The sequence below is a fragment of the Oscillospiraceae bacterium genome (assembly GCA_009780275.1).
GTDB lineage: Bacteria > Bacillota > Clostridia > Oscillospirales > UBA929 > WRAI01.
Genome location: WRAI01000013.1, coordinates 1 through 14,132, shown reverse-complemented (window position 1 = coordinate 14,132; position 14,132 = coordinate 1). Strand labels below are relative to the sequence as shown.

Here is a 14,132-nt window from a genome sequence, read left to right as displayed (position 1 = left end):
TGATTATAATTATTAGCAGCCACCGACTTGGCAATGCCAAAACTGCTTATTTTGGACTACCCTTTGCTCTTGCTTTTTTCTCTAATTCAAGCAACCTTTTTATACCGTCGATTTCTGTATCATCCGGGTTTGTAATCGGAACAGGGAAACGATAGCCGATGTTTCCACCGCAGATATTCTCAATTTCTTTGCCGAGAATTGTTTTGTTTACACTTCCTGCACAATTATTTCCGCAAGACTTGCAATAGCACAAATTATCCCAAATTAAATCTTGCAACCCTTCGTCAAGTACGGCATTTTCATATTCGCTCATATGATTGAGATATGGCGTAACTTCCCACCTACCATCATCGCTATGTTTACTCCTCCAAAAACAACAACCCAACCTTATATAGCAAATAGGTTTGCCCTTATTCATAACTTTCCATGCGTTGTGAAGAGTCCATGTAGGATTTATTTTGCTTTCACGCAGAAAGGCTACAAAATCTAACGCAATCTTTTCAGAATTGTTTTTCAACATTGCAGGAATTACTTCTTCAATTTTCGGCTTGTGTTCCTTTTGATATGCCAAAGTAGTGATTTCTGACATTCGCATTTCCTCCTACAAGCATTATTCTCCTCTGTCGATGGCGTGTTTTCTCATATCCATCAACTTTTTCGCACATTCCACCGCTTCGGCGTTTGATCCGGTGAAGCCTATATGGTGGTTGCCTTAACTCATATCTGTTACGCGCAAACTTTCTACAGTTAAAGTCGACCCGTTGTATGTATTAATGGTAATCTCCGACGAAAAATTGTATTCGGGAGATTCCTTATACATTTGTATATATTTGTAATCGCTGCTTTGATGTTGTATTTGTCCGTTTACTTTGACAATCATTGTTTCTTTTTCAATTATCCATTCAATGTCGACGAACTCGTTGACCTTAGGTGTTTCTGTCAGGGCTGCGAACTTATGTTTTCCGTTCTCATTATCCATAATGAAATATTCGTTTCGGACTTTATCGTGGTTATATGCTATACAAATTTGAGCAAACTCCAAATTAATGTCTGTTTTGTCTGTTTTTGCGCGTAATTCAATTTTTATAGGTACGGTGAATTGTTGTTGTGTCATCATACACGCATCACCATCGTTCTCTCCGGCTTTCATTATCATAAAACCGTCCTCATAAGATAAAGAAATATTTGAATGAGGTCTGACCTCCTTTTTTACCATTGATTTTAAATCAATTTCAATCGTTTTGTTAATTGACATTGCTGTTCCCTCCTGATTTTTTTATTTTGTTTATTTTCGCAGATAATATAAATTTCGCTATTATTTTGATACGCCGTTGATATGGTTGGTTTTGCTTATTTTGCACAACAGAACTATGCCTTGTCAATCGTATTGATTGTAAGCGTTATCAGCTTTTTAGCATAGTTCAACGTTTCCCCATCGGGATTGGGAAAGTTCATTGCAGAGCCGCAGACATTATCAAAATTCTTTCCAAGTATTATTCTACTTTTGCCCGGCTTACAACTGCCGCCGCAATCTTTGCCGCAGAAGTTTATGTGTTGCCACGCCATTTCTTTTAATTTCTCATCGTCGGTAGTACACTCCGGCGCACTTTTTTCGTTTTCGCCGGTGAATATCTCCCATGAGTTAGGGATATTGGGGTCGCCATCAATAAGAATAAAGCAAACGGCTTCCGTTTCTTTGTAGTTGGCAAACCAAAAGTGGCCTTTACTTCCTTGATGCCAAAAAATATTCAATTCAATGGGCATATCGTTTGTGCGAAGGAAATCAACAAAATCCAACGCAAGTTTTTGCCGTTCACCAACCAAAACATCGTTAATGTTATCTTCGATTTTCGTATACTTACAATCTGACATTTTCTTCACCTCTTATGCCCAAAATATAAATTCGTGACATCACACTATCTTGCTAAGATATATACTATGCCCCTTATGAGGGTTCGCACCTCGCGAACCCTCATAAGGGGCATAGACTGGAGCTGGGAGTCGGACTCGAACCGACGACCTGCTGATTACAAATCAGCTGCTCTACCAACTGAGCTATACCAGCGCAATTACGAATTGTTGAAATTCGTGTATGTCTTGCAAATACTAAAAAATAACTATCTGACAATCAATTTTGTAATCATCGAGCATCTGATTAGTTTGGTAGTTTACAAAGCTAATTATAACACGCGAATATTAGTTTGTCAAGCATTTTGTACCGACTAATTTGCTGGCTTCGCCGTGTAAACTATGGACTTTAAATTCTTAAGACCCCACCATTGACAACTTATGCAAAAATGAGATATAATCATAATCATTACAATCGAAAGAGGAGGTGGGCTCATGGATCCGGACGGCAGTCGTGTCTGCATTACCAATATTCTAAATACGCTAAGGAGGGATTATCATGACCCCAACTACCTTTCAGGCATTGGTCAGAGAGCATCTCAAACAAAATGACATGCCCTCGCTCAAAGACCTGCTCACTAACGCCAACGAAGTCGATATCCTCGATACGATGTTGGAATTACCGGCGAAACACCAAGTCATTGTCTATCGGTTATTACCCAAAGACAAGGCTTTGTTTGTCTTTGAGCAACTTGATACCGACGACCAACTGGCACTCATTCACTCTTTTACCGACGAGGCCGCCATTGAGGCCATCGAAGAACTCACGCCTGACGATCGTGTGCGCCTGCTTGATGAGTTGCCGGCAACGGTTGCCAAGAAAATGATTGCCGCGCTCTCGCCGCAAGAACGCCAAATGACTAACTTACTCATGGGTTATGAGGCGCAGACGGCAGGACGCATTATGACGCCGGAATATGTACGTATCAGCCGTGATATGACGGCTGCCGAAGCATTGGAAAAAGTCAAACATAACGCCAAGGATAAAGAAACTATCTACACACTCTATATCACCGACCACGCCCGAAAATTGGAAGGTGCTTTGTCGTTGCGCGGGTTGCTAATTGCCGACCCCAACGAAAAAATCGAAGACATTATGAAAGATGTTTCGGCCAGTGTTTCAACGGATACAGACCAAGAAGAAGTGGCGCGGCTGTTGCAAAAGCTCGACTGGCTGGCCGTGCCTGTCGTCGATAAGGAGAACCGCCTGGTCGGTATTATCACTGTTGACGATGCTATGGATATCTTGGAGGAAGAAGCTACTGAAGATATGTTTACGCAAGCCGGTATTCTTGCAAAAAAAGAAGCCAATCGCAGCGAAGTCCTCATCAGCGGCAGTCTTTTGAGCATCTGGAAAGTGCGTCTTCCCTTTTTGTTTATCACGCTTGTTGCCGGCGTATTAGCCGGCTTTGTGATTGAGGGTTTTGAGGATGTGCTTGAATCGATTGCGGCGGTGGCGATTTTTATTCCGTTAATTATGGATATGGGCGGCAATGTCGGCACACAGTCATCGACTGTCTTTGCGCGCGGCGTCGTGCTGGGACACGTTAATGTCAGCCATTTTTTCAAACATTTTATCAAAGAAGTCGGCATTGGTTTCAGTTTAGGCGTTGTCGTCGGCATACTTTCAGGCGCTGTCGCAACAATTTGGCAAGGCGAAGTCATGCTCGGCTTAGCCGTCGGACTTTCATTAGTCATCACCATGACATTGGCGGCATTGCTAGGTTTCTTAGTACCGTTTTTGCTCATTAAACTGGGCATCGATCAAGCGGCAGGCTCGGCACCAATTATCACATCTATCAAAGACATCGCCGGATTGCTGATTTATTTTGTGTCGGTGAGCATTTTTCTCAGCCATTTGCTGTAAAACTCATTTTTTAGCAGCCTTGATAAAAAGGCTTGACAAGCCGCAAAGTTTGATATATACTATCTTGTACTGTGGTCAAATTTGGAGGTTAATCATATGGCAGTCCCTAAGAGTAAGGTATCAAAACAACGGCGCAATAAGCGCCGCAGTTCGCATTGGAAATTGGCGACACCACACTTGTTGGTTTGCACCCGTTGCGGCGAATATCGTCTTGCCCATCGTATGTGCAGCTCATGCGGCTTATACAACGGGCGCACTGTTATTGAAATGGAAAACGGCATAACGGCTGTACGTAAAGCGCGCTCGGAGTCTACTGGCACTGACGACGAATAGCAGCATGTAGCTGCGGACAATATCCGGGCAACATTGGGATAATATTCTCATCTTATTGCCCGCTGTCCGACAAGAAACTACACCTAGGGCGGGGCAACTCGCCTTTTTTTGGCGCATATACTGTTGCCAAGGAGGAACATGACATGAATCATTTTTTTAACACGCTGATTTGGCAAGGCAACAGCCGTGCCATGCTCGATGCCATAGTTGACGGCACGCCATTCTTGTTTCGCAGTGTTATTCTCAACGCGATTACTACATGGATACAATCACAAAACCTGACTATGATTGATGAAAAAACTGTATTCCGTGCCGTTGATGAACTTGCACCAAAAGAGATGGCAGAAGCGCGTATCTTGCCAGTCTTAGAGAAATTGCGGACAAAGTAGAGCCGAACTGTGTTGGCCGCAAGGGTAAAGTACGCACTTCTACACTCTCACTTTCAATACTTTCCCTTCAACACTTACTACAATGCCCCGCACTATCTGATTTTTAAAATCTCCCGCGCCCATATCCACTTTTGCCAAACAATAATTTTCAGCATACCCTTGCCATAAGCCGTCTTTTTTGACTTCCAACAACACCTCGACTTTCTTGTTAACCCATTGGCGCGCATATTCTTCCGACATTTTCTCGGCACAGCCACCCGCCTCTTTTGCACGCGTTTTTTTAACAGCTATCGTGACCTGCTCGTCCATACTTGCAGCCAGCGTGCCCGCTCGCTGCGAATAGGGAAAAACATGCGCCTTGGCGAACCCGCATGACTTAAAAAACGCTAAAGAATCTTCCCATTCTGCCTCACTTTCGCCAGGAAATCCGACAATAAAATCCGTTGTAATCGCCGCGTCATCCCACCGCATTCGGATGTTTGCCAGGCAATCGGAAAATTGCGTCGTTGTGTATTGCCGGTTCATGCGCGCCAACGTTGCGCCACAACCGCTTTGCAGCGGCACATGAAAATGGCGACAAACATTCGGCAAACCATCCATTATATTCAAAAATGCGTCGGTAATGATGCGTGGTTCAAGCGAGCCAAGACGAAAACGAATATCGGGACGCGTTTGACACATTGCGGCAATCAGCGCCGACAGCGAGGGTTCATACGAGGCAATCTCAATGCCGGTGACGACAACTTCTTTTACATCTTCTAAGCTGCGCAGTTGCACTAAAATCTCATCTTGCGACATTGACCATGATTGCCCCCGCGCTGTCGGAATAATGCAATACGAGCAATGGTTGTCGCAGCCATCTTGGATCTTAAGCAGATGCCGCGTACGTTGTAGAGACGGCATTTTGCCGCGTGCAGCAACAATTACGGGTAGAATGGTGCCGCCCCTACACGCAATTTCCGCTTCCAACTGTTCAACCATGTCTCCCCGATTGTCCGTTCCCAGCGCCACATCCACGCTCAGTTCGGATAAATCCTCCAGTTGTGAAAGACAGCCCATCACGGCAACCACCGCGTCGGAACGCGTCATTTTGACTTTCCGAATCGCTGCGCGGCACTTACTATCACTGCTTGCCGTAACAGTGCAAGTGTTGATAACATAAGCATCGGCGGCATCATGCCAATTGACCTGTGTATGTCCTCGCGCCACCATTTCGGCTGCCAAAACAGCTGACTCCGACTGATTGGCTTTGCAGCCTATTGTCAAAATGGCAAATAACATAAAAAATTCCCCTTGCATTTTTATTCGAAGTGGTGTACACTAAGCATATCACAGCGTACCAAATTTTGGCAAGAAGGAAGGGTCTATCTATGAAAGAATTTAATGTACTCCTCAACTCCATCAACGATGTCAAGTTGTTTGTCAACACGGCGGCAGCGCAGATGTTCGACATTGACATTGTCAGCGGTCGCTACGTCATTGACGCCAAGAGCATCATGGGTCTGTTCAGCATAGACCTGACCAAGCCGGTCAAAGTCAGCGTACAAGGCACCGATGAAGAAGGTGCCGAGTTCTACGCGCAGATCAAACAATTCGTAGTTTAGTTGACAAAAGCTTCGTAGGGGCGGCTTCATTGACAGAAAACGCTTTGAAGAAAACAAATATTTAACCGCAAGTTATTCTGATTTTGGCTATGATTGGGACGTTCACCCAGCGTTTAGATGGGCTTTATATCCTAAATCAAGGCAGATTCTTTCACACACAGATGTTTTGAAATTTAAATAAGCACAAAAGCCTCACTTGATAGAACATCTCTATCTTTGTGAGGCTTTTTGTTGATTTTTTCCTTGTATGCAATGTCACAATTTTTCAAACGCTATTGCATGACACCACCACAAGGAGAAATGACATGAAATTTTTGAAATCCAGCTTATCGCTCATTTTGTGCATATTGCTACTTTTAGGCGTCACGGCAATGTCTGCACCTGTGCCGCCGTCGGTTGATGCTCCGTCTGTCTGCCTGATTGAAAAAGAAACGGGCAAAATCATCTACGAACAAAATTCCCATGAAAAACTCGCGCCTGCCAGCGTCACTAAAGTTATGACCATGCTGCTTGTTATGGAGGCTCTCGACAGCGGGCTGATTAATCGCGACGACAAAGTCACCATCAGTGCCCACGCACAGAGCATGGGCGGCAGCCAAGTGTTCTTAGAAGAGGGCGAACAGTACACCGTCCATGACTTGATGAAAGGCATGGTTATCGCCTCAGGCAATGATGCCTCGGTTGCGTTGGCCGAGCATATCAGCGGTGCCGAGAGTAGTTTTGTCGGCAAGATGAACGGCCGTGCTCACGAACTTGGCATGAGTAACACGCACTTTGTCAACTGCTGCGGACTGGACGCCGACGACCACATCACGACCGCGCACGACATCGCCTTGATGAGTGCCGCGCTGCTCAAATATCACCCCGGGGTGAAGGAGTACACCACCATCTGGCAAGATACGTTGCGCGACGGCATGTTCGGGCTTGATAACACCAACAAGATGGTCCGTTTTTATCCCGGCGCGTCGGGTCTGAAAACCGGCTCAACAGGCAAGGCAAAATGCTGTATTGCCGCTAGCGCCGAGCGGGATGATTTGGAGCTTATCGCCGTTGTCATGGCGGCCGAAACGTCGGATTTGCGCTTTAAAGCGGCACGCGATTTACTCGACTTCGGCTTTGCCAACTATGCGCTGAAAAACACTATGCCCGAGGGCGAACTTTCGCCCGTGCCTGTCCTGCAAGGCTTGGAGGCGACTGTTATGCCTCTTGTCGCAGGTGGTGAGCGCATACTGGTTGAGAAGAGCAAATCCAATGCCATTGAAATAAGCATTGACATTGCCGACGACGTACAAGCTCCCATTGAGCAAGGCCAGAAACTGGGCGAATTGACTGTCACGCTTGATGGCGAAATAATGGCCAATCATGACATCGTGGCTCGAGACAGCGTCGGCCGCAAGACGTGGAAACACTTTTTTCAAGACTTGCTGGAGCTTGTGACGGTGCGATGAGACGTGTTGCCATTATGTTGTCGATGGTGTTAATGTTGTTTTCGGCATGTCACGGTCAATCGAGAGCCGTCGCCCCCACACTTGCACCTGCTACGCACATCACACCGGAGTTGCTACACCCTACCTCTCCCATACAGGCTTCACCTACACCTACCTCATCAAGTCGCGACGCGATGAGAGCACCGCGCCTTACGCCACCCATACCCACACCCCAGCCACTTAAAGCCGCCACATTCAAAACACCTATCATTGACCGTCAAGATGGTCGTGTCACTAACCTTAAGCTTGCCGCCGAGTCCATCAGTATTGCGACTGTTGCGCCAGGCGCAACGTTCTCATTCAACGAAACAGTCGGCGCACGCACGCCCGAACGCGGATATAAGAAAGCCAAGATTTTTGTTGATGGTGAAAAGGTGGACGAATACGGCGGCGGCATCTGCCAAATTGCCACGACATTATATAATGCCGCCCAAGACTTCAGCATGGAGATTGTCGAATATCATGACCATGACGAAAACGAAATCCCTTATATCGAGGATGGCGAAGATGCCACAGTCTACTATGGCAACCTTGACTTGAAGCTAAAAAATACAGCACAGCGCACGGTTAAATTTAGCGTTGAAATCAAGGAGTGGGAAGTGGTTGTGAAGATTGAGGAAATATAAAGGATGCAAGCGAGCACTCCGGCTTGCCTTGTCGGCACAGTTGTGTTATAATACCTCCATATAATTCACGGAGGTATCGTAATGTCAGTCACAATGGATAAAATCGTTGCACTGTGCAAGGGCCGCGGCTACGTCTATGCCGGCAGCGAGATTTACGGCGGCTTAGCCAATTCTTGGGATTACGGCCCGCTCGGCGTTGAGCTGAAAAACAACTTAAAAAAGGCATGGTGGCAAAAATTCGTACAGGAGTGTCCTTACAATGTCGGCTTGGACAGTTCGATTTTGCTGAATAGCGCGGTATGGCAGGCCAGCGGTCATGTTGTCAACTTCAACGACCCGCTGATTGACTGCAAGGGCTGCAAAATGCGCCATCGCGCCGACCATTTAATTGAAGATTACGCCAAAGCCAGAAAGCTCGACATCAAGCCTGAGGGCATGGACAACGATGCCATGCTGGCTATTATTGAAGAATATATAATCAACTGTCCGCATTGCGGCAAACATGATTTTACGTCAATCCGCAAGTTTAACATGATGTTCAAAACCCACCAAGGCGTGACCGACGAAAGCTCTACCGAGCTGTATCTGCGCCCCGAAACGGCGCAGGGCATCTTTGTCAACTTCCAAAACATCAAACGCACTACGCGGCGCAAAGTTCCATTCGGTGTAGCGCAAATCGGCAAAAGTTTTCGCAATGAAATCACACCAGGCAATTTCACGTTCCGTACGCGTGAATTTGAGCAAATGGAGATGGAATTCTTCTGCAAGCCCGGCACCGATATGGAATGGTTCGCCTATTGGAAACAATTTTGCAAGGACTTTCTGCTCGGCTTAGGCATCAAGGAAGAAAATCTGCGCCTGCGCGATCACAGTGAAGATGAGCTATCGCACTATTCCAAAGCCACAACTGACTTTGAATATAAATTCCCATTCGGCTGGGGCGAATTGTGGGGTGTTGCCCACCGTAGTGATTTTGACTTAAAAAGTCATCAAGCGGCATCAGGCCAGTCGATGGAAGTCGGCGAAGAGGGCGAAGAGAAGTACATTCCCTATGTCATTGAGCCGGCTATCGGTGTAGATAGGCTGGCGTTGCTCTGCCTGGTTGACGCCTATGAGGAAGAAACCGTCGCCGAGAACGATACGCGCGTTGTGTTGCGCCTGCACCACGCCATCGCGCCATATAAAGCAGCAATCTTACCCTTATCTAAAAAGCTGGCCGATGAGTGCACGCCTATCTACGAGTTACTCTGCAAAAAATTTATGTGCGATTATGATGAGGCCGGCTCAATTGGCAAGCGCTATCGGCGCCAGGATGAAATCGGCACGCCATACTGCATCACCGTTGACTTTGAGACGGCAGGAGACAATGCAGTCACTGTCCGTGACCGCGACACAATGGTGCAAGAACGCGTAAAAATTGATGAACTGACGGCATATTTGACGGAGAAGTTGGTGTATTGATTTTGTGCTTTTAACCTTGATATGAGGCGCATGCACAGGCATTCCATTATATAAACAAGTATTTCAAAAAATCTTTGCCAGGGGCAAAGATTTTTTCTTGCATTGTTTGTCCAAATATGCTATGATGGCTGTATCTATTACCAAACGCCTAGAGAAATATAAAAAGGAGAACCCACCATGAAGCGCAAAAATATCCTCAGTGTCGTCCTTGCGATAGCTCTACTGCTCAGCACTGTCGGACTGTCTGCGCCGTTAGCACAGGCAGGCAGCGATGCGGTACACAACTTCCTTGCACCCGGCACCTTTACGCCCGGCACTATTATCGGGACACAGGCCGTAGAGGCCGGCATGGAAGTCGGCACCGTCGCAGTTGAAAGCGACGGCACAGTAATTATCACCAACAGTCACTTCCACACGGCCAACAACGTTGGATGGCGCGGCACCAGTGCCAGAGTCAATTTCAACGTCAATGTCAATGAAACGCCTTACTTATTCCTTGATGTATATATCCCCGAACATGCAAGCGGCGGGCGCATTGTCAGCCCGCACTGGAACTTGATTTTAGAAGTCAACAACCAAGATTGGCACATCAGTCCGGCGTTCCATGCCGTAGGCTCATGGGCCGAGGCCGATGCCATCGACTCGCAAATGGTTCGTGTCGACCTACGCCAAACCTTGTTCCGCCGTTGGAGCCCTTTGGCAAACCAAACCCTTGCCAGTCTAGCAAGCGGTGGCGTTATCAACATCACCGGCATCAGCTTGACAGCAGTTGTTGACCAGTATCACTCAGTAGAATTCCGCGAGATTTACATCGCGTCACAACCTCGTCCGGGCGATACTAATGCATACGGCGAAATTGTGCGTTACCGCCAAGCCGAGCGCGACGCGCACGGTCCGTGGCAGCCGCGCACCACACCAGGCCCAGTGCAGCCACGCCCCGACTTTGACATCAATGTCGAGGACAACGACGTACTCAGCGGCGAAATTGACTTGCTTTACCAAGCCCCGCACGGAAGCGGCGAACTCAGCCTTGCACTCAATGGAACACTGCTAAACACTATGCCGATCGCCGAAACAGCAAGGCTGACGTTTGAGCATAGCGAACTCCACGATGCCACCCGATTGCCCAATATAGGTCTGTTAATGAATGATGTGCTGCAAACCAACTTTATGGGCCACATCACAAATGATGGCAATGTTACCGGCCGATGGGAGACGAGTAGTGTACCACTGAACCAGCAACTGGTTGTTGAGAATAATACAGTTACGCTGCGTATTGCTTCGGGCACACTGACATATATGTTTATCCTGGGTGAAACGCCGTTTGGCAACGGGTTTGAACCCCACAATCTAAAAGACTTCTTTGTTCGCAATATATCTCTCACACTGCCAAACCTTGCCGGCACAATTCTTCAGCCGGCACAACTCATTCAATTCCCGCACACTGCCCAGGGCAGCACGGCACATACGGTAGTGCCTTCCAACTATGTGCCGGGTGCACAAACCCGCATAGGCGACGGCTGGAACGGCAATATGCCAAACACCTCGCCCGTACTTGACATTGTTTTTGATGTAACGGGTCAAGACTTATCGGCTATCGTTTCGTCAGCGGCCTACACGCTTGATACTACGATGTTGCCTAACGGACGTCATACACTTGAACTGCGCGAAAACGGCAATGTGATGAGAACCGTCGAATTTGTTGTATTCAACGACTTGGTTTTCCCCGCCGCGCGTGACTTTTCTATGGATGGCAACAATTTTGAGTTTGTTGTTGAATCGCCGGGCGGCGACCCGATGGACGTTACCATCTTCACTGTCGCGCCACTGTCGGTAAGTGGCACGACAGCACGCGACAGCGGCGTCCAAGCCTTAAACAATGCCCAATTACGCGGCCTGACCATGCTCGGTGTAGATTTGACGACAGAAACAACGACGGCAATTCCCGCGCACGAGTTCACCGTCGACGTGGGCAACTACACCGGTGATGTTGCGCTCAGTTACAGCGGCGAAAGCATAGGCGGCGAGCGTGTGCGCTTCTCAGTATATAATCCCAACACCGGCACTTGGGAGACCGTCGGCACACGCGGCGGCAGCTTAGATGCCAGCGTTGTTGTCAACGCCGGCACTTACGCGGTAAATGGTGAACTCAGAGCGCGCGCCGAGGTCGTTATGGTCGGCAACGGTGCCGATACATTTGCTTGGCTTGCCGATACACAGCATTTACCGCTGTTCTTATCATTGCGTGAAGCCGAGAGAGGGCCGACCATCAACGCCACACGGACAAACTATGACTTTACTGACATTGTCGGGCTTTACAACATACTCATGCAGCACGTTGCTTGGCGTTATCGTGACGGCTACATTGCTTACATGACGCACAGCGGTGACATCATCAGCAGCGGCCCGATTGGTCACGGCCAATGGGAAGTCGCCAGCGAGGCATTTGGCATTTTGGACACATACGGCGTACCTTGGGGCGTTGTCGCAGGCAACCATGAAGTCGGCAACCCGCCGGGCGGATTGCCGCCCGGCGAATGGTTCGACATGGGCGATTACACACAGTTTGCGCAATGGTTTGGCGCGCAACGTTTCGCGGGGCAAGATCATTACGGCTTCCACGACGACCAGAATATTCACAGCTACAACTTGATTACTATGGGCGGACGCGACTTCTTGTTCATCAACTTAGGTATGGGGCGCGAAGCCAATGCCGCAACGCAGACTTGGGTCGAGGGACTGATTGAGCAATACGGTCACCGCAACATTATTGTGCAGGTTCATCAATACCTGAGCCACAACGGCGGCGGACGTTTCAACATAAGCTACGGCGGCTCTCAGCGGGCTGTTGGCCAAGGCATTTGGGATAACATCATCAACCCCAATCCTGCTATTCAAGTTGTTCTCTGCGGTCACGACCGCGGCGCGGTGACGCATTACCGCACACGTGACGACGGCAGTGTGGTGCTTGAAATGATGATGAACTATCAAACAGTTGACGTTTCGCGTTTGATTACCAGCACCAACAGCTACTTTCAATCCAACCATGACGCTTTCTTCCGCTACATGACCATCACTGACGACGGCATGGACTTTACAACATATTCGCCGTGGGTCGATCGCTATAACGCCTTCCACGCCAATGTTGACACCGGCTCGGTTGACGTTGAATGGCGTCCGACCAACCGTCGCTTGACGACAAATGCGTTCAGTGCATATGCCATTGACTTGGTTGCACCACCCATTGTTACAGAGACTGGCGTTGCCAGTGGTACAACAATCAGCGCCAATGCTGCCTTGTCAGACGGCATTGGCTGGTTTGCCACCATCACCGATGCTGAAACAGGTTTGATAACCTTCACGCCTGTATTCACGCAAGCGGCGTACACCACGGCGCCCATAGCCGCAGACACCCCGAACAGCTGGGCCTATTCCGATATGGTGCGCGCGCGCAACGCCGGCATTGTAGGTGCAACACTACCTGAAGGTGTATTGTATCGTGCGGGCGCGCCGCGCTGGTATATCGCCGAATTACTGGCCGACTACATGGTAGCGTATACAGGCTTAGAGAATATTAGTCAAGTTGTGACCGATTGGGCGGATAGAAACGCCATCGATCTTCCTGCAATTCCTGTTACGCCGCTCTTCCCTGATGTGCCGGCAACTCATCCACAGTTTATTGAAATCCAAGCATTGGCGCTTATGGATATCTTGCGTGGCGGTGAATTTGGCGGTGTGTTCGGTTTCGGACCAAATTACACGCTGACACGTGCTGAGGCAGCCGTTGGCTTGGCGCGCATGATGACGGCATTGGGCTATGAAACAGAGGACTTCCCCGATGCGACCGCCTTTGCCGATTGGCACATCGGCGGCGGCCAGGGCGGCATCCAGTCTTGGGCGCGTGACGCAGTATCATTCTTGTATTATCACAGAGTTATGACAAGCACGGCCAGTGCAGGCACGCCTCCGGGTACGCCGGCATTTATCTTTAATCCTAACTTTGAATTTCATACGCAACAACTGCTCACCGGCATGGTGCGCATGATGTTGGAAGTTGAATGGCGTGAGCCACCAATGGCATAGTGTAACACTGAGGGGCGGACTGTGTTCGCCCCTTTTCGCTTTCAGAGAGAACATGCACAAAAGGCATTAGCAAAGCCTCTCATCGTGCGTCTAAAATGGAGGCAGATTTACGTCTGCCCCCTTGACATGGCTGTTAAATCATAGTATAATGCCAAAGTCAAATGTCGTGCGGCTATGGCGGAACTGGCAGACGCGCATGGTTCAGGTCCATGTGGAAGCAATTCCATGGAGGTTCAAGTCCTCTTAGCCGCACCACAACGGGGAGAATTAAGGGATTTATGTCTTTTAATTCTCTTTTTTGTTTTCAATTAAACTTTATACTTTCCGAGCCACAACAACCAGCCTGTTATTCGGCCGCGAATACTCACAAGTGG

Annotated in this window: 12 protein-coding genes and 2 tRNA genes; 9 read left to right on the top strand and 5 right to left on the bottom strand. The window is 48.3% G+C overall.

All coding sequences use genetic code 11. The annotated features are described in order from the left end of the window. Positions 1-46: 46 nt before the first annotated feature. From FWE06_05230 to FWE06_05215, 4 genes are all read right to left on the bottom strand, one after another. On the bottom strand, positions 47-589 hold the full coding sequence (locus tag FWE06_05230) for a hypothetical protein (protein MCL2546582.1): 543 nt from the start codon (positions 587-589) through the stop codon (positions 47-49). A gap of 123 nt (positions 590-712) precedes the next feature. After that, positions 713-1,255: a hypothetical protein gene (locus FWE06_05225; protein MCL2546581.1), complete on the bottom strand. Its 543-nt coding sequence runs from the start codon at positions 1,253-1,255 to the stop codon at positions 713-715. A 113-nt stretch (positions 1,256-1,368) separates the two neighbouring features. Continuing rightward, positions 1,369-1,872, bottom strand: a complete 504-nt coding sequence (locus FWE06_05220; GenBank protein ID MCL2546580.1) for a hypothetical protein — start codon at positions 1,870-1,872, stop codon at positions 1,369-1,371. Positions 1,873-1,989: 117 nt separating this feature from the next. Next, positions 1,990-2,065 (bottom strand) — tRNA-Thr (locus FWE06_05215). 342 nt (positions 2,066-2,407) lie between these two features. On the opposite strand from FWE06_05215, the gene mgtE reads away from it, so the two are divergent. The 3 genes from mgtE to FWE06_05200 all read left to right on the top strand — a co-directional run bounded on the left by mgtE (position 2,408) and on the right by FWE06_05200 (position 4,497). Then, entirely contained in the window at positions 2,408-3,775 is a 1,368-nt protein-coding gene (gene mgtE / locus FWE06_05210) for a magnesium transporter (GenBank protein ID MCL2546579.1), read from the top strand. Between the two features lie 96 nt (positions 3,776-3,871). Next, a complete protein-coding gene (gene rpmF / locus FWE06_05205; protein ID MCL2546578.1) occupies positions 3,872-4,108 on the top strand; it encodes a 50S ribosomal protein L32 in 237 nt (78 codons plus the stop codon). Between the two features lie 143 nt (positions 4,109-4,251). After that, positions 4,252-4,497 (top strand): hypothetical protein, encoded by a 246-nt coding sequence (locus tag FWE06_05200; protein MCL2546577.1) that lies wholly within the window; start codon positions 4,252-4,254, stop codon positions 4,495-4,497. Positions 4,498-4,536: 39 nt separating this feature from the next. Here the strand turns inward: FWE06_05200 and FWE06_05195 are convergent, their stop codons facing one another. After that, positions 4,537-5,778, bottom strand: a complete 1,242-nt coding sequence (locus tag FWE06_05195) for a MiaB/RimO family radical SAM methylthiotransferase (GenBank protein ID MCL2546576.1) — start codon at positions 5,776-5,778, stop codon at positions 4,537-4,539. Positions 5,779-5,867: 89 nt separating this feature from the next. Between FWE06_05195 and FWE06_05190 the strand changes: the two genes are divergently transcribed. The 6 genes from FWE06_05190 to FWE06_05165 all read left to right on the top strand — a co-directional run bounded on the left by FWE06_05190 (position 5,868) and on the right by FWE06_05165 (position 14,013). Next, positions 5,868-6,101 (top strand): HPr family phosphocarrier protein, encoded by a 234-nt coding sequence (locus tag FWE06_05190; protein MCL2546575.1) that lies wholly within the window; start codon positions 5,868-5,870, stop codon positions 6,099-6,101. 305 nt (positions 6,102-6,406) lie between these two features. Next, a complete protein-coding gene (locus FWE06_05185; protein MCL2546574.1) occupies positions 6,407-7,549 on the top strand; it encodes a D-alanyl-D-alanine carboxypeptidase in 1,143 nt (380 codons plus the stop codon). Then, the gene (locus FWE06_05180) at positions 7,546-8,214 is read left to right on the top strand and encodes a VanW family protein (GenBank protein MCL2546573.1); all 669 of its coding nucleotides are present in this window, start codon (positions 7,546-7,548) and stop codon (positions 8,212-8,214) included. Before FWE06_05185 ends, FWE06_05180 begins: the two co-directional genes overlap by 4 nt. 81 nt (positions 8,215-8,295) lie before the next feature. Continuing rightward, entirely contained in the window at positions 8,296-9,675 is a 1,380-nt protein-coding gene (locus FWE06_05175; protein ID MCL2546572.1) for a glycine--tRNA ligase, read from the top strand. A gap of 177 nt (positions 9,676-9,852) precedes the next feature. Beyond that, entirely contained in the window at positions 9,853-13,758 is a 3,906-nt protein-coding gene (locus FWE06_05170) for an S-layer homology domain-containing protein (GenBank protein ID MCL2546571.1), read from the top strand. A gap of 168 nt (positions 13,759-13,926) precedes the next feature. Further along, positions 13,927-14,013, top strand: a tRNA-Leu gene (locus FWE06_05165). The last annotated feature ends 119 nt before the right edge of the window (positions 14,014-14,132 follow it).